This window comes from Actinopolymorpha sp. B9G3, from assembly GCF_040120725.1.
Taxonomy (GTDB): domain Bacteria; phylum Actinomycetota; class Actinomycetes; order Propionibacteriales; family Actinopolymorphaceae; genus Thermasporomyces.
Window position 1 is genome coordinate 13,183 of sequence record NZ_JBEEAB010000003.1, and the last position, 15,422, is coordinate 28,604.

At 68.2% G+C, this 15,422-nt stretch carries 18 protein-coding genes and 2 tRNA genes; 10 read left to right on the plus strand and 10 right to left on the minus strand.

Annotation, left to right across the window (positions count from 1 at the left end; translation table 11 throughout):
• Window positions 1-30: 30 nt before the first annotated feature.
• Together ABNF93_RS06220 and ABNF93_RS06225 are read right to left on the minus strand one after the other, a co-directional pair.
• Window positions 31-882: an alpha/beta fold hydrolase gene (locus tag ABNF93_RS06220; protein WP_349326667.1), complete on the minus strand. Its 852-nt coding sequence runs from the start codon at window positions 880-882 to the stop codon at window positions 31-33.
• Between the two features lie 44 nt (window positions 883-926).
• Complete coding sequence (locus tag ABNF93_RS06225; protein WP_349326668.1) at window positions 927-2,315, minus strand: hypothetical protein; 1,389 nt, start codon at window positions 2,313-2,315, stop codon at window positions 927-929.
• Window positions 2,316-2,559: 244 nt separating this feature from the next.
• Between ABNF93_RS06225 and ABNF93_RS06230 the strand changes: the two genes are divergently transcribed.
• Window positions 2,560-3,447 carry a UTP--glucose-1-phosphate uridylyltransferase gene (locus tag ABNF93_RS06230; protein WP_349326670.1) on the plus strand — a complete coding sequence of 296 codons (888 nt, stop codon included), beginning with the start codon at window positions 2,560-2,562 and terminating at the stop codon, window positions 3,445-3,447.
• Between the two features lie 9 nt (window positions 3,448-3,456).
• Here the strand turns inward: ABNF93_RS06230 and ABNF93_RS06235 are convergent, their stop codons facing one another.
• The 6 genes from ABNF93_RS06235 to ABNF93_RS06260 form a co-directional block, all read right to left on the minus strand.
• On the minus strand, window positions 3,457-4,422 hold the full coding sequence (locus ABNF93_RS06235; protein ID WP_349326671.1) for a hypothetical protein: 966 nt from the start codon (window positions 4,420-4,422) through the stop codon (window positions 3,457-3,459).
• A gap of 4 nt (window positions 4,423-4,426) precedes the next feature.
• Complete coding sequence (locus tag ABNF93_RS06240) at window positions 4,427-4,939, minus strand: DUF1203 domain-containing protein (RefSeq protein ID WP_349326672.1); 513 nt, start codon at window positions 4,937-4,939, stop codon at window positions 4,427-4,429.
• A 193-nt stretch (window positions 4,940-5,132) separates the two neighbouring features.
• Window positions 5,133-5,345 carry a cold-shock protein gene (locus ABNF93_RS06245; protein WP_349326673.1) on the minus strand — a complete coding sequence of 71 codons (213 nt, stop codon included), beginning with the start codon at window positions 5,343-5,345 and terminating at the stop codon, window positions 5,133-5,135.
• Window positions 5,346-5,590: 245 nt separating this feature from the next.
• A complete protein-coding gene (locus ABNF93_RS06250) occupies window positions 5,591-5,986 on the minus strand; it encodes a hypothetical protein (RefSeq protein WP_349326674.1) in 396 nt (131 codons plus the stop codon).
• A gap of 1,209 nt (window positions 5,987-7,195) precedes the next feature.
• Window positions 7,196-7,399, minus strand: a complete 204-nt coding sequence (locus tag ABNF93_RS06255; protein ID WP_349326676.1) for a DUF397 domain-containing protein — start codon at window positions 7,397-7,399, stop codon at window positions 7,196-7,198.
• 2 nt (window positions 7,400-7,401) lie between these two features.
• A complete protein-coding gene (locus ABNF93_RS06260; protein ID WP_349326677.1) occupies window positions 7,402-8,250 on the minus strand; it encodes a helix-turn-helix domain-containing protein in 849 nt (282 codons plus the stop codon).
• 600 nt (window positions 8,251-8,850) lie between these two features.
• Here ABNF93_RS06260 and ABNF93_RS06265 point away from each other — a divergent pair.
• Window positions 8,851-9,084: a DUF397 domain-containing protein gene (locus ABNF93_RS06265; RefSeq protein WP_349326679.1), complete on the plus strand. Its 234-nt coding sequence runs from the start codon at window positions 8,851-8,853 to the stop codon at window positions 9,082-9,084.
• Window positions 9,085-9,261: 177 nt separating this feature from the next.
• Window positions 9,262-9,408: a hypothetical protein gene (locus tag ABNF93_RS06270; RefSeq protein WP_349326680.1), complete on the plus strand. Its 147-nt coding sequence runs from the start codon at window positions 9,262-9,264 to the stop codon at window positions 9,406-9,408.
• Between the two features lie 60 nt (window positions 9,409-9,468).
• Here ABNF93_RS06270 and ABNF93_RS06275 read toward each other — a convergent pair whose 3' ends face one another.
• Window positions 9,469-10,344 (minus strand): LLM class F420-dependent oxidoreductase, encoded by an 876-nt coding sequence (locus tag ABNF93_RS06275; protein WP_349326681.1) that lies wholly within the window; start codon window positions 10,342-10,344, stop codon window positions 9,469-9,471.
• Window positions 10,345-10,588: 244 nt separating this feature from the next.
• Between ABNF93_RS06275 and ABNF93_RS06280 the strand changes: the two genes are divergently transcribed.
• The 7 genes from ABNF93_RS06280 to ABNF93_RS06310 all read left to right on the plus strand — a co-directional run bounded on the left by ABNF93_RS06280 (window position 10,589) and on the right by ABNF93_RS06310 (window position 14,389).
• The gene (locus ABNF93_RS06280; RefSeq protein ID WP_349326682.1) at window positions 10,589-11,746 is read left to right on the plus strand and encodes a glycerophosphodiester phosphodiesterase family protein; all 1,158 of its coding nucleotides are present in this window, start codon (window positions 10,589-10,591) and stop codon (window positions 11,744-11,746) included.
• 54 nt (window positions 11,747-11,800) lie between these two features.
• Window positions 11,801-11,873, plus strand: a tRNA-Thr gene (locus tag ABNF93_RS06285).
• A 36-nt stretch (window positions 11,874-11,909) separates the two neighbouring features.
• Window positions 11,910-11,982, plus strand: a tRNA-Met gene (locus ABNF93_RS06290).
• A 227-nt stretch (window positions 11,983-12,209) separates the two neighbouring features.
• Window positions 12,210-12,380 (plus strand): 50S ribosomal protein L33, encoded by a 171-nt coding sequence (gene rpmG, locus ABNF93_RS06295; RefSeq protein WP_349326683.1) that lies wholly within the window; start codon window positions 12,210-12,212, stop codon window positions 12,378-12,380.
• A gap of 25 nt (window positions 12,381-12,405) precedes the next feature.
• Window positions 12,406-12,861, plus strand: coding sequence for an FAS1-like dehydratase domain-containing protein (locus ABNF93_RS06300; protein ID WP_349326684.1), 456 nt, complete (start codon window positions 12,406-12,408; stop codon window positions 12,859-12,861).
• Window positions 12,858-13,316 carry a MaoC/PaaZ C-terminal domain-containing protein gene (locus ABNF93_RS06305; RefSeq protein WP_349326685.1) on the plus strand — a complete coding sequence of 153 codons (459 nt, stop codon included), beginning with the start codon at window positions 12,858-12,860 and terminating at the stop codon, window positions 13,314-13,316. The genes ABNF93_RS06300 and ABNF93_RS06305 overlap by 4 nt, the downstream gene beginning before the upstream one ends.
• 20 nt (window positions 13,317-13,336) lie before the next feature.
• Entirely contained in the window at window positions 13,337-14,389 is a 1,053-nt protein-coding gene (locus tag ABNF93_RS06310) for a UDP-N-acetylmuramate dehydrogenase (RefSeq protein ID WP_349326686.1), read from the plus strand.
• A gap of 88 nt (window positions 14,390-14,477) precedes the next feature.
• On the opposite strand, the gene ABNF93_RS06315 is transcribed toward ABNF93_RS06310, so the two are convergent.
• On the minus strand, window positions 14,478-15,413 hold the full coding sequence (locus ABNF93_RS06315) for a phosphotransferase family protein (RefSeq protein WP_349326687.1): 936 nt from the start codon (window positions 15,411-15,413) through the stop codon (window positions 14,478-14,480).
• Between the last annotated feature and the right edge of the window lie 9 nt (window positions 15,414-15,422).

The following is a 15,422-nucleotide window of genomic DNA, read 5'->3' on the forward strand; positions in this document are numbered from 1 at the left end:
CTGCGATTCCAGGTCAGCTGACCGAACGGGTCAGACGGTCGTGAGGAAGGCACGCAGCTCGGCGGCGACGGCGCCCCGTGCCTCGACCCACGGACTGTGGCCCGCGTCGGGCACCACCGCGAGTCGGACGCGGGGGATCAGGTCGAGCAGCAGCCTGGTGTTGGCGAGCGGTCGCGGATCGGCTTCGCCGTGGAGGATCAGCGTGGGTGCGCGGACCGTCGGCGCGAGTGCCTCGACGTCCGGCAGGTCGGTGGCGAGCCCGCGGTTGGCCCGCCAGTTGATGTCGTACGGCGTGACTGCCTCGGCGCGCGCGGCGGCTTCCGCCGTGGCCGGATCGGCGTAGTCGGGCACCCAGCAGAGCGTGCGGTAGTCCACCTCCTCCTCCCACGTACGCTCCCCGTCTTCGAGCTCGGCCAGCCGGGTGCGCTGCTCCGGGGTGAGCCGCCGGGCGGACTCGGCGCGACAGGGCTCGCGCCATGCCGAGCCCGGCCCGACGCCGCCGCAGTAGATGACCGCGCGGGTCCGCTCCGGATGGGTCCAGGCGTAGGCGAGCGCCAGCGTGGCACCCCATGAATGACCGAAGACGATCCACTGCTCGTGTCCCCAGTACGCCCGCAACGCATCGAGGTCGGCGACCGCCCGGGCAAGGCGGTAGTCGTCCGGCCCGGTCGACCGTCCGCAGCCGCGTTGGTCGTAGCGGTGGACGACCTGAGTCGGGTCGATCAGGTCCGCGACCGGGGCAAGGTTGTCCCACAGTCCAGGTCCCCCATGACACAGAACCACCGCGGTCCCGGCCGAAGGATCTGTCGTCGCGCCTGTCGTACCGCCCGCCGGACCGCCTGCCCCAGCGTCTGCCGCACCGCCCGCCGGGCCGGTCGTCATGGTCCAGAGTCGCGCCCCATCGTCAACGGACACAAGGCTTTCGGTCACTTCGCCGGTTCCACGCACTCGCAGGAGCATCCCCGCGCAAGTCGTCCATTGACCTCGATCATGGCGTGGTCAGCGTAGTCGACGCCGCCTCCCGACCTGTCCCCACCGGCGACGATCGTCGTGGTGCCGGGTACGCGCGCGATCGAGTCGAGGTTGCCTTGCCCGCCAGCAGGGTCCTCGACCCGGGTCCACTCGGTGCCGTCCCAGTGCAGGAAATACGTCGTGGTGCCGTGCTCCTCCTCGACGTCCTCGTCTTCGCCGGTCGCCCAGAGGCCGCCGCAGCCGTCGGTGGCGATACCAGTGAGCTCGCCCCGTTGGCCCGGTGTCGGGACGACATGCCAGGTCCCACCGTCGTAGTGCAGGGCCAGTGGGCTCCCGTTGAGAGTGCCCACTGCCCAGATGCTCGTCGTCGAGGCCGCGGTGGCGGCTGTCAACCTTGCCTTGCCGGGCAGGTCTGGCAGCGTCACCTGCTGCCAGGATCGCCCGTTCCAGTGCGCCGCGATCGGCGTTCCGGAGACCCATGCGTCCGGGGCGTCGTGGCCCACGGCCCAGATGTCGTCAGCCGATACCGGTGCCAGTGCGGTGAGCCGGCTGTGCTTGCCGAACGTGGGTGTGGGCACCGTATTCCATGCCTCGCCGTCCCAGTGGACGATGTACGGCCGGTAGGTCTGGCTGATCGGGACGCCGTCCTCGAGGAGTTCGGTGCCGTACTCACCGACGGCCCAGACGTCGTCTGGTGCGATCGATGCCACGTCATGGAACGTCGCGTCGTGAACCGTCTGCTGCGCCTGGCCTTGCCTCTCCGTCGGTCCCTGCCCTGGCGGCCCTGACTGCTCGGGCGGCCCTGACTGCTCGGGCGGCCCTGACTGCTCGGGCGGCCCTGACTGCGGCGGCTCTGCAGGAAGCTCCACTTCGGTCCAGGACCCACCGTCCCAGTGGTACGCCAGGCTGTCCCGGTCGGACTCGGCTTCCCAGGTGTCCATGCCCATGACCCACACACTGTCCTCGCCGGCAGCCGAGATGGTGTGCGCCCAGAACTGCGCTGACGTGTCCTCCGTCCACCGCTCGCCGTCCCACCGCGCGACCCGCGAGCCGAGTCCGTTTTCGACATCCCCTTCGCTTATCACCCAGACGTTGTCGAGCGTGGGCGCCGAGATGTCCACCCAGGTGCTCGAGCCCACCTCGGCCTCGTGTACCCGCCATCCCGGTAGGTCCGCCGGGGGCGCGGGTGGCTGGTCCTGGGTGACGCGGCGCTCGCCCGGACGGATCGGAGCAGACTCGTCCTCGGCATGCATGGCGTCGGCGGCGCCGGGGAAACCGTACGCGGCTGCCAGTGTGACGGCACCGATGACAGCCAGCCGAGTTACCTGCCGTTCAGCGCGCACACGCGACCCCTGTTCGTCGTCGAAGAGTTGTCCACGGAAGACGATCAAGAAGAGCGGCGAGGTTGCACGACCTCGCCGCTGTTACATGATCGTGATCGAAGCCATCCCGCGAGGATGCCGGAACCCCAACGGACACGGGCATTCGGTCACTTTGCCGGCTCCCCTCATCCCGAGACGGTAGCGTCGTCGAGTCGGCTCGAAACGGCGAAACGATCGCCATCGCCAGAGGAGAAGGACGCCACAGATGGTTCGCAAGGCAGTCATCCCCGTTGCCGGGTTGGGCACCCGGCTGCTTCCCCTGACCAAGGCGCTGCCCAAGGAGATGCTGCCCATCCTCGACAAGCCAGTTCTGCAACACACCATCGAGGAACTCGTCGCTTCCGGCATCGACGACATCATCATCGTCACGTCGAGCCGCAAGGCACTGATCCACCAACATTTCGCGCCCGACGAGGACCTCGACGTACGCCTGCGTTCCGACGGCAAGTCCGACATCGCCGACACGCTGCACGCCGTGACCTCGATGGCCCGCATCACCTACCTCTACCAGCACGGCCCCTACGGCAACGGCACGCCGGTGCTCAACGCCGCCCGGATCGTCGGCGACGAACCCTTCATGGTGTTGTGGGCCGACGACGTGTTCACCGCGGCCGTCCCGCGTGCCCAGCAACTGATCGCGGCGTACGAACGGACCCGCGCACCGGTCCTGGGCCTGATGCCGATGGAGCCGCACGAGTCCCGCCGCTACGGCGTACCCATCGTCGACGACGAGCTCGGCGCGGGTCTGCTGCGGATCTCCGGCATCATCGAGAAGCCAGCGCCCGAGGAAGCGCCGTCGAACTACGCCGCCATCGGCGGATACGTCGTCACGCCCGGCATCGTTGCCGAGCTCGAAAGCCAGGTCGAGCGGCACCGCGACAATCCCGACGGCGAGATCTATCTGTCGGGCGCCATCCACGCCCACGCGTCGGAGAGTCCCGTCTTCGGACAGGTCATCGAGGGCACCTGGTGGGACACCGGTAACCCGCTGGGCTACCTGCGGGCGCAGTTCGCGGCCGCGCTCGACCACCCCGAATACGGTCCCGAGCTTCGCAAGCTCGCCAACGGTGGAGGAGCACCAGGCCCACGGTGACCGGCGGGTTCACGTACCCGGCTGGGCGCACAGGCGTTCGATCCCGAGGCTCGCGATGAGCAGCCGCTCCTTCGCGTTGCCGAGCAGTTGTGCGGTCCAGGACGTGAAGCCGCCGTCACCGAGCTGCAGCCGCTGCCCGTCCGGAAGGGTGCCGTGGAGGTGGAAGCAGGCGCCGGTGTAGTAGCCCCGACCGCCTTCACGCTCGTCGTCGAAGGCCACCGCTACGTCCGGAAACCGCTCGGCCAGCGGCCTCAGGACCTGCTCCTGCAGCACCGGCTTACGCAGACCGTCCGCCAACTCGGTGATCGTCAGACGTACGTCCGACAATGCGGGGCCGGCGTCCTGCGCCCGGGCCAGCAGACACAACAGTGCACCCAGCTCGTCGCGCAGGCTCGTCGTCTCGAACCGGAACGACCCTTCGTCCCGTCCGGCCGTCGTCAGCGCCAGCAGCCGGAAGTGCGGCCACATTGCGGGCCCGTCGAACAGCTGGCCCCGCACGAGTCGGTGCGACGCGCACAGGCGTACCCGTGAGATGTCCCGAGGACTGGAGCGGAGCAGGGCACGCCTGCGCAGGGCGCATTCGAGCGCGAGGGAGTTCGTGGCGTCGGCGACGACCTCGGTCGTACGACTGGTGGTGAGCACGTTGTTCTGGTCCACCGTCGCGAGCGCGGCCACCGTGCCCAGCGGACTCACCGGCGACAGCTCGATGGCCTCGTAGCCCGCCGAACGCAGCGACTCGAACGCCAGCCGGTCGAAGTCCGCCAGGGCCGCGGGATCGATGCCGGTAGGGCGGACGAACCGGTTGGTTTCGTACTGCCCCAGGACCTTCGCCGGGGCGATCCGCTCGACCCGGCGGCGGTGGACCTCCAGGAGCAGCGACGAGAGGTCTGTCGGGCTGAGCCGGTCGGCGAGGACCTCGACCAGACCCGGGATCCCCGCCGCACGTTCGATCCGCTCGATCAGTTTGGTGGCCATTCCCTCATCCTGGCGGACGGCGTACCTCGAAGGCGAAGCAGCCGAACTCCACCGCCCGGACATGCACGACCGCGACGTCCGGGTCGGCGAAGAGCTTGTCGAGGGCTTCCTCGGCACGCTCGACCTGCTCGGAGGTGTGGTCGTCCAGGATCTGACCGCCGAGGATCCGACCGTCGGGGGAGTACGCCCGGAAGACCCGGCGTTCGCCGCCCATCGCCACCGGGTAACCCGACTGGCTCGGTCCTGCGCACGGCACGGGATGGATGAAGACGGGGCCGGTCTCGTCGTACGGCCCTGGTTCGGCTCCGGCCTCGGCCGCCCACCGGCGGAGGGGGGCGTACGACACGAGCGCGATCTCCTCGCCGGGTCGGCTGCGGCCCAGGCAACACCGCAACGGATTGTTGCCGCTCTCGTCCACCAGCAGCCTCGGCGGCCGACCGGCGTCGTCACTCACCCGGATCTGGCCGAGGACGTCCGGATCGATGGCGCGGTAGTCATAACGGGAGGTTGGTTGCATGTCACCAGCGTGCCGGGCTGGTGGCGCCACAGCCGGCGGGAATCAGACCTGGCGTCCGCCGCGGCACCGAGCCCTCACCGGACGCGCACGATGACGCGGAACCTGCCACCGGAGCCCGAGCGTACGGGCCGAAAAGACGAAACCCGCCACCGGGCCGCCGCAGAAGGGCGGCCCGATGGCGGGTCCGAGTGGATCAGAGTGGGCGAACCTGGCTCGCCTGAGGTCCCTTGGTCCCCTGCGTCACCTCGAACTCCACCCGCTGGTTTTCCTCCAGGGTGCGGAATCCTGAGGTCTCGCCGCCGACGATCTCTGAAAAGTGGACGAAGACATCCTTCGCGCCGTCGTCCGGGGTGATGAAGCCGTAACCCTTGTCTGGGTTGAACCACTTCACGGTGCCCTGCGTCATTTCGTACTTCTCCTGAACAGGTGTGGTGGAAGCGGGTCCGTGGTCTTACGGACCTGCTGGTCACTCTCGAGCGGCGGAGCGCCCACCATTCCTGGCAAGGCAAAGGCCCGCATCGACTTTCCGCGGGCGTGAAAGAACAGGGCCAACACGTACACAGAAACTTGCAACCACTACCCATGGTAGCCGCCTTGCGGCGGAAGTGGCGACGACACCAGGAAACGCGGCGTTGCGAATGCGGCGACGCGCTACCCTGCCCGGCGGTCCAGGCCGGGACCGGAGGCTTCCTCGGCTGGCCACGGCTGCGCTTCGTACAGCGTCGCGAGCTGCTCGGGAGGTGCCGTGTAGCCGTACTCCGAGGCCAGGTCCTCACCGGTGATCTCGCGCCACACGCCGTCAAGCGTCGAGAGCGTCGATGCTGCCCAGCGTGCGCGCCAGCAGGGCCACACGCCATGGCACACGATGCAGGTGCGCTTCTTGCTGTAGAGGACCGGGATGACGCCCCACTGCCAGCGCACACCGACGCCGAGGCTGTCTGCTTCGTGGACGCGGACCAGGATCCGCGCCGCGGCTACCAGATCCTCAAAATCCACGGCACGTTGCACACTCACGTTGTCCCGTGAGAGCTCGTGAATGGCGGCCATTGTCGACCGGTCTCCCTCCGTCGCTGCGGTGCGGTCGATGCGGCTTTGGGAGCTGTCCCCCTACGCCGCGGGTTGGGTTGACTGGCGTTACCTGCGGGGCTGATGGGTGAGAGCTCGTAGGAGGCGCTGCTTCGCCGAGAGCCAGGAGGACGCCCAGCGGGTTTCAGGGCACGGCCAGTCGAGCGCGCATGACACGCAGCAGGCGGGCTGGCGGTGGGATCGCGACACCGGCAGGCGGAACCAGCGGCCACCGAAACCCGTGGGCGCGTGGTCCGGCACATGCGTACGGTTCAGGAGGCCGGCATGCGCGGAGAGTTCTGTCTGGGACCACTCGACCCGCCCGATACCAGGCACATGCGTCACGATCAGGGGTCGGAGGGATCCCGACTGGGTGGCGCCGAGATCAACCGAGCTGCTCATCTGATGCTCCGTTTCCGAGGTCTGAGGATCCGGATCGCACATGCGCGTGTCAGGGGTCGAGCGAACAGCCGGCTGCCGTCGGCCGTTGCGTGCGGGGGCGACCGGTTGGCTCATGGCCCGCTCCGGCCGCGGTGTGGGCGGAGCGCCCCTCTGATCGGCCTGGAGTGAGACTCCGATTTCTGGCCGTAGAAAGCGGTTTCCTGGCTACGAACGAGAGTGGTCCCCAGGTGTTGTGGTGCGACTCCGCGACGGGTGAGCGGGTCAAGGCCTGGTCACGGCCGTGTCGTCGTTGCAACATGCGCCTCCGCCTTTCCCGTCTCGGAAGTTCACGTCTTGGAACTTCCTGTCTTGGAATCTGTGAATCACACATACCGAAGCGTATGGCACGAATCGTGTCCTTGACAATCACAAGCTGAGAAGGAATGTGACTAATTAGTAGTGGAGTCGTACGGCTGCGTTGCGTAGTCGACCTGAAGTGCTGACAGCGAAGGCCATGGAGCGGCGGGTTGCGTTGAGCAGGTTGGTCGACGCCCCGGTGATGTCGTCGTCTCGCGAGGGCGGATGGCGGCATACGCCGAGGTCACGGCACTGAAACGCCGGGAGCGCACCCCATGGCGAGGGGTAGTGGCCGGCCCCGTCTCAGATGCGCTGTGTCCTCACCACTTCATTGTCCGTTGCCGGTCGTTGTATGGTGATCATCTGCCCGCTGAGACAGGGCGTAGAAACAGCGATCCCCCCGGATCTGCGCTCCGGGGGGATCTGCTTTGTGCGAGGGCGGATCTGCTCGACCTAGAGGTCGTAGCGACCAGCCTTCACGTCTTCTAGGAAGGCCGCGAACGTACCTCGGTCCACGACGTGTGCGCCTCGGTCGGGATGCACACTGTCGCGTACTGCCGCGACACCGGGCAGGTTGGCTGCGATCTCCACACAGCCTCCGTTGTTCGCACCACTGCGCTTGGCCTTCCGCCACTGAGCCTGAGACAGGTCGATCATGCTCACTCCAGCGTTTCCGCGAGTTGTTTTAGATGCGCCGTGGTCGCCGTTGGTTCCAACGCCGCGGCGCGGGCCTGGTTGAAAACCCGTACGTACGCGTCGATCTCTTTGGGCTTGCTCACCTCCTGGAGGGCGAAGTCGGTCTCGACGTAAGCCACGCTGGGCTCACCGCCGGGGAACTCGAAGATGTTGATGGGTCCACCCATCCCGGGATGCGGGCCGTCGGCGAACCGGAGCAGGCGAATCTCTATCCCTTCGCGGCGACTCATCTCCACCAGGTGATTGACCTGGGAACGTCGCTCGGCAGATGAGCCCCAGCGGTACATCAGGGATGCCTCGGTGATGGCCGCCACCAACTCGGGCGCGGTGCCGTCCGTCCGGTCGAAGATTTCCTGGCGCCGCAACCGCGCGCCCACGGCGCGGTTGCGCCACGCGGACGGTTGTGTGGTCAGCCGCATCTGCGCCTCCATGTACGCAGGCGTCTGCAGATAGGCCGGCAGGATCAGTGGGGTGTAGGTGCAGATGCGTGCGGCGTCGTCTTCGTAGCCGGGGAACTCGTTGGCCCAGACGTCGTTGTAGTCGCGCCACCACGCACGCTTGCGGGCCAGAGAGGCGAGGTCCTCGAGTTCCTTCGCCTCGTCCTCGTCGACGCCGTAGATCCGGAGCAGGTCGCGGATGTCGCTCATCTCCGGCCGGACCCACTGGTTGGATTCGAAGCGCCCAACCTTGCCGCGTCCCCAGTTCAGCCGGTCACAGACCTGGTTGGCGGTGTAGCCACTGGCGATTCTCAGCTCGGTGAGCCTGCGTGAGAGCCGGCGCTTCGCGATGGTGGCGCCGTAGGCGTCGCTCACCTAGGCCCTCCTTCGTTCGCGCCGGCTTCTACCTCTTGACAGGACGTCGCACGCATCATACTGCTCCCTTAACTTGTGAATCACAAGTGCGTCTGTCCAAGATCCCGACTCGCGGAGTGCGCGGATTGTCTTGTGCTAGCGTGCCTCAAAGTTGATCTCGCCGGAGGTGAACTCCGGCAATTCTGGCCACCAGTCGGTGCTGCACCGTGCCTTCCGTTCCCCGTGTCGGACGTTGTCGCCGACAGCTGCCTGCCGACATCGGCACCAGGGGGTGGCCCGGTGGCTCCGGTGGCGGGCCCCGACGTGCCCAGTCGACGACCTTCGGCTCGCACGCGAGCACGTTGCGTGGTGACGGCGCGTGACCAGAACGGGATGACCCTACGACGCGGGCGCCGGATCGGCCAGGTCGCCGCGCGGTGGGGCGGTTGGCGGCGTCACGTGGCGCACGCCATGGCGAGTCGGCCGTTGTCGTACCACCCTGGCACGTGGTTACGACGTGTTGCGAGGGTCTAATAGTGGGCTGGCGCCGACGCGGCGCTGGTGGCAAGCGCCCGAACGCAACGCGGGGCCACGAAGACCGGGCGAATGAAGGGGCACAACGTGAACGCACGGCGGAAGCCGACGGTCGACGAACTCGGCATCGACCTCGACACCGTGGACTGGCATCGTTCCGGCAACTCCGCCGGAAGCATCGAAGTGGGGTTCGTCGGCTCGTGGGTCCTGATGCGCGTGGGTGGCGAAGCGAGCAACCGGGTCCTCGTCTATGACCACCACGAGTGGGAGTGCTTCCTCGACGGAGCCAAGAAGGGTGAGTTCGACGACGCGGGGAGCTGAGCAAGGCTGGGCTGCCGGACGGCTACAGGCCGGCACTGACGGGCGTGGTGGCCGCCACGACACGCCGCCCCTGCCTGCGGCTGCTCGTGTTTCACCCTCACTGGGCGACGGCGGCGACCATTACCGCGGGCATACCTCGAAGATCCAGCAATCGCTGCGACCCGAAAGAGGTGGACGATGCCCGTTCTCAACAGGCGTTCGGCACGCAGGCCGCTGTCGTCGCGCGGGTCCTCCCGTCGAGGGCTCAAGATCACCGGCATGTTGATGCTGCTGCTCGGCGGGTCGGCCGCCATCGCCGCCGTCGTACGCCGAGGCCGCCGCTGAGCCCTCCTGCTCGGAAGAGGCCAGCGCTTCGGTTGGCGGAGGTTTCGTGAGTCCGCCGGCTCAGCGGCTCAGCGTGACGGCTGAGGCGACCTGTCCGAGCAGGTCGACGTGCTCGTCGACGCTGCTGAGCCCGGCGCCCATCGTGTTGATCGAGAGGTGGGTCGCGCCCACGTCCCGCCATCGGCGGGCGTTCTCGGCGACGTCGTCCACGGTCGTACGGTCGACCGAGAGCCGGCCCTCCATGCCGAGGGAGGCCGGATCGCGGCCTGCCTCCCGGGCCCCCTCGTGGACGTGGGCGATCGCGTCCTCGAGCTCGCGCGTACCAGGCTGGAACTGCGGCATCCAGCCGTCGCCGAGCCGCCCCGCCCGTCGAAGTGACCGAGGAGCGCTCTGAGCGCCAAGCCAGATCGGGATCGGCCGTTGCACAGGGAGTGGCGCGATCCCGGCCGCGGTGATCCGGTGGTACCGGCCCTCGACGGTGTGGACCGGCTCCGTCCAGAGTCGCCGGAGCACGTCGATCTGCTCGTCCATCCGGCGTCCACGGGTGCGGAAGTCCTCCCCGAGAGCTTCGTACTCCACGGCGTTCCATCCGATTCCCACGCCCAGGCGGAACCGGCCGTCGGTGAGGATGTCGACCTCTGCGGCCTGCTTGGCGACCAGAGCGGTCTGGCGTTGGGGCAGGACGATGACGCCGGTGACCAGTTCGAGTGACGTGATCCCGGCGAGGTAGCCGAACAACACGAACGGTTCGTGGAACGTGCTCACGTGCGTATAAGGACCTGACCAGCCGGGATGCTGGGAAGGGTCGGCGCCCAGCACGTGGTCGAAGGCAAGAAGGTGGCTGTAGCCGAGCTCGCCCACGCCTTGTGCGTACGCGCGGATCGCACCCCGGTCAGCCCCGATCGCGGTCTGTGGAAACACCACTCCGATGCGCATGCCATCGAGGTTTACCAGAACTCGGTCGTGCCATCGCGGCCGCCACGGTCTCCAGGCCGCGCGGTTCCCGCTGCCACTCTCGAACGCCGAGATTCCGGGTGTGCTCCAGGTTCCCGCACCGGCACGGCGGCCACGCCTTGCATGGAGGAAAAGTCGTGGCCAGCACGTGAGCCAGGTCTGGACGGCGGTACGCCGGCTCGGTCACGCTGTGACCTTCGTGGCCGGGGCAGGAGGAATGCAGTCAATGCGGGAAGATCCGGACGTCCGAACCACCGTGCGGGCTAGACGTGAGGTGGAGGTCGTCGCCCATCGCGGCGCTTCCGGCACCGCACCGGAAAACACGCTCACGGCTCTGCGGGAGGCCGCCGCCCAGGGTGCGACCTTCGCCGAGGTCGACGTGGTGCTCAGCAAGGACGGCGTGCCGGTGCTGGCCCATGACCTGACGCTGGAACGTACGACCAACGTCGCGGAGATCTTCCCCGAGCGGACCACGTGGAACGTCGCCGAGTTCACCCTCGCCGAACTGCGGATGCTCGACGCGGGCGGGTGGTTCGATCAGCGCTTCGCGGGAGAGCACATCCCGACTCTGCGGGAGGCGCTCCGGGTCTTCCGCGGCCACGGCCTCGGCCTCTGGATGGAGCTGAAGAGCCCAGACCGGCATCCGCGGCTGGTGCAGGCGGTCGCGGATGTCCTGCGCACCGCACCTGGCGGCTGGTTGACCGCACCCGACCGTGCCCGGTGGCTGAAGGTGACGTCGTTCAACTTCGACGTACTCGCCGATTTCGTACGGGAGGTCGACCACGCCGTGCCGGTCGGTGGGATCACCGAGCGCGTCCCCGACGACGCGACGCTGCGGGAGCTCGCCGGCTGGATGCAGTACTTCATCCCCAACTACCGCAGGCTGCGGCCCGGCGACATCGTGCGGATCCGCTCGGCGGGCCTGAAGACCGGGTTCTGGACACCGAACGACCCCGTAGCCGTTGCCTCGCTGCTTGCCCAGGGGGCCGACGCGCTGATCCAGAACTATCCAGCCGTCGCACGGGCGATGGTGGAGAACCGCGACCCGGTGCCGGGCCCGGCCCCGGTCGTCATCGAACGCGTGGTCGGAGACGTGCCCGACGGAGGCGAACACGTTGTCCTGCGTAACCTGACGGCCGAGCCGGTCGACGTCGGCGATTGGTACCTCCGGGACGATCCGGGCTATCGGTTGCCGATCGGGCCGGACCGCGTGATCGCCGGCGGTGGCACCCTCGCCGTTTATGTCGGGCATGGCCACCACACCGACGGCCGTTACTACAGCGGGCTGACCTCCACGGTCTTCAGCAAGGGCGGCGACAGCGTGGCGTTGCACCGTCCCGACGGCGAGCTCGTCGACCTTGCCGGAAACAACCTGGGCGCGTGAGGTCCATCCGATTACCGGTCGCGATCGATGCTCTTGTATCCTCGGTTGTCGCTCGCCCCAATAGCTCAGTCGGTAGAGCGTCTCCATGGTAAGGAGAAGGTCTACGGTTCGATTCCGTATTGGGGCTCTGGCCGGATCCGCTCACGCGGTCACCCGGTCCGGCGGCGGTGTAGCTCAGACGGTAGAGCAAGCGGCTCATAATCGCTGTGTCGCCGGTTCAAGTCCGGCCACCGCTACGCGGTGGGTGAGGCTGCTTGCTGATCTTCGATCAGCTGCGCCGTGCTCGCTGTGTTAGCCCAGGGGGGCAACCCCCTGGAACCCCCGTGGCGGGTGGGGCTGCTTGCTGATCTTCGATCAGCTGCGCCGTGCTCGCTGTGTTAGCCCAGGGGGGCAACCCCCTGGGGCACGTGAAGTCCAGGGGCCAACCCTGGAACCTGGTCCCACCGAGCACAAGAGGCATCCCGTGGCTAGCAAAAGCTCCGACGTACGCCCGAAGATAACGCTGGCATGCACCGAGTGCCGGGAGCGCAACTACCTGACGCGCAAAAACCGCCGCAATGACCCGGACCGGCTCGAGCTGAAGAAGTTCTGCCCGCGCTGCCGCGCCCACCGGGCCCACCGCGAGACGCGCTGAGGCGTTCCGCGCTACGGTCGCGGTCATGCCCGTCGATGCTGCCCTCGTGGGGCGGACCTACACCACCGAAGCACCGTACGAAGTCGGCCGCGAGAAGATTCGCGAGTTCGCCGACGCGATCGGTGACGGAAATCTCGCCTATCGTGACGCCGGTGCCGCGAAGGCGCTGGGTCACCCGGATGTGATCGCGCCACCGACCTTTCCGATCGTCGTGGCGTTCGGCCTGCTGGAGGCCCTCTTCGCCGACCCCGAGGCGGGTCTGGCGCTGCACCGGATCGTGCATTCGGACCAGAAGTTCAGCTACGCCCGGCCGATCCACCCAGGCGACCGGCTGGTCGGCACGCTCACGGTCGCCGGCGTACGCCAGGCCGCCGGCACCGACCTGATCTCCACGCGTACCGAGATCACCACCGCGGAGGGCGCGCCGGTCTGCACGGCCCAGGCGACCGTCGTCCACCGGCCCGACGGAGCCGCATCATGAGCGCGCTGACCTACGACGCGGTCGAGGCGGGCACGGAACTCCCCACGGTCACGATCGCCGTGCGGCGCTCCGACCTGGTGCGGTACGCGGGCGCTTCGGGCGACTTCAATCCGATCCACTGGAACGCCCGGGTCGCTCACGAGGTCGGCCTCCCGGACGTCATCGCCCACGGAATGTTCACGATGGCGGCGGCGGCACGAGTGCTCACCGACTGGGTGGGGGACCCCGCTCGGATCGTGGACTACTCGGTCCGCTTCACCCGCCCGGTCGTCGTTCCGGACACCGACGAGGGAGTCGAGGTTCGCTTCGGGGGGAAGGTGGTGAGCAGGGGTGACGACGGTCTCGTCCGTGTCGACCTGACCGCGTTCGCCGCCGAGGAACCGGTCGGCGACAAGCCGGCCGGCGACGGGGTGAAGGTGCTCGGAGCCGCACGGGCGACCGTCCGGCTCACCTGATCATCCGCGACTCGACAACCATGGGCTGGCCTGTGTACGAACGCTTCGACGTCCCGCTCGCGGAGCTGACCACGCTCCGGCTCGGTGGCCCCGCCAAGCGGTTGGTCGAGGTCGAGGACACCGCTGAACTGGTCGAGGTGCTCCGCGCCTGCGACGCCGAACGGGAACCGGTCCTCGTCCTCGGCGGCGGCAGCAACGTCGTGGTGGCCGACGAAGGCTTCCCCGGCACGGTCGTCCAGGTGCGCACGCGAGGGATCCAGGTCGAGTCCGACAGCGCCTGCGGCGGAGCCACCGTTCGCGTCAGCGCCGGTGAGAACTGGGACGGGTTCGTCGTCCACGCGATCGGACAGGGCTGGGTGGGTGTCGAGGCACTGTCCGGCATCCCCGGCCTGGTCGGAGCGGCTCCGATCCAGAACGTCGGTGCCTACGGTCAGGAGGTTGCGCAGACGCTGGCGCAGGTGCGGGCATGGGACCGCGTCGACTCGGTCGTACGCACGATCCCGGTGGCCGACTGCGGCTTCGGCTACCGCACGAGCCGGTTCAAGCGGACGCCGGAACGCTATGTCGTGCTCGAGGTGGTGTTCCAACTCGAGAAGGGTGACCTGGGCGCGCCCGTCCGGTACGCCGAACTGGCCCGCACGCTCGGCGTCGAGATCGGCAAGCGCGCACCGCTCGCCGACGTGCGTACCGCGGTGTTGGGCTTGCGGCGAGGCAAGGGCATGGTGCTCGACGCGGACGACCATGACACGTGGAGCGTCGGGTCGTTCTTCACCAATCCGATCGTGGCGGCCGAGATCGCGGCGTCACTGCCCGTCGACGCGCCGCGGTGGCCGTCGGGCGACGGGCAGGTCAAGACGAGCGCCGCGTGGCTGATCGAGCGGGCGGGGTTCGGCAAGGGGCACGGCGATGGTGTCGTACGCCTGTCGACCAAGCACACGCTCGCCCTGACCAACCGTGGCGGGGCGGCGACCACGGACCTGCTTCGGTTGGCGCGTGAGGTGCGTGAGGGCGTCCGCACGAAATACGGCATCGAGCTCGTCAACGAACCTGTCCTGGTCGGCTGCGCCATCTAGCCGAGCGTGCCCTCCTCCGGCTCTGCAGAGCCCGAAGCGCCTTCCCGTGATCATGATCACGATCATGATCACGGGAAGGCAGGACGGGTCAGCGCAAAAGCGTGCGGAGGTCGGGGCGGCGGAGCTGGTCCACGCACCACGCGAAATGCCCGTCGCGACCGTCCGGGTCGTACGCACAGGCGCCAGCGATCGCGTAGACCGCCCGGTACAACGCCAGCAGCTCGACCGGATAGCCGAACTCGACCGCGATCCAACGGGTGAGGGTCTGGTCGATCGCGCGCGCGTCGTCGCCGTACATGTCGAAGAACCCGGCGGCGAGGCTCGCGTCGAACGCCGGATCGCCCTCCATGCTGAGGTAGCCCCAGTCGAGGACACTCACCACGTCGAGGTTGTCGCCTGGTTTGTCGCCCACCAGGAGATTCGGCGTACACAGATCGCCGTGGATGACGGAGCGGTCCCCATCAGGCAGCGCGCGAAGGCCGCCGACCACCTGGTCGAGAAGCGTGTCGAGATCGGCGACCGCCCGGCGCAGTGGTGGCCCGAACGCATCGACGCGTCGACACACGAGGCGTTCGAGTGCGGCCGGCCACGTGTCGTCCGAACTGGCGTAGAACGGCTCGGGCTCGTCCATGACGGCCAGGGTTCGCGCCGTTGACGGCACCGGGACCTCTCGGAGAGCCGCGAGGACCTCGACGAACGTCCGCATCGCCCGCTCCGAATGCCCGCCGTCCGCCCGTCCAGCGATGCGTTCGCTCAGCGGGCAGCCCTCGAGGTGGCGTTCGACCGTGACCGGTGTACCCGCGACCGATCGGATCTCGTGGATCATCGGCGTGGCGAAGGGGAGGCCGTTGCCGTCCAGCTGTGCGTAGAAGTCCCGCAACCGGGCCAGCGTCGCGGCGTCCTGCCGGCTCCAGACCTTCGCGACGGACCCGTCGGCGAGCGCGAAGACCGCACCGTCCATGCCCGCGCCCAGCTGGCCGGTTACCGTCAAGCCGACCTTGCCCAGCTCAGCAGCCCAGTCCAACCCTCACCC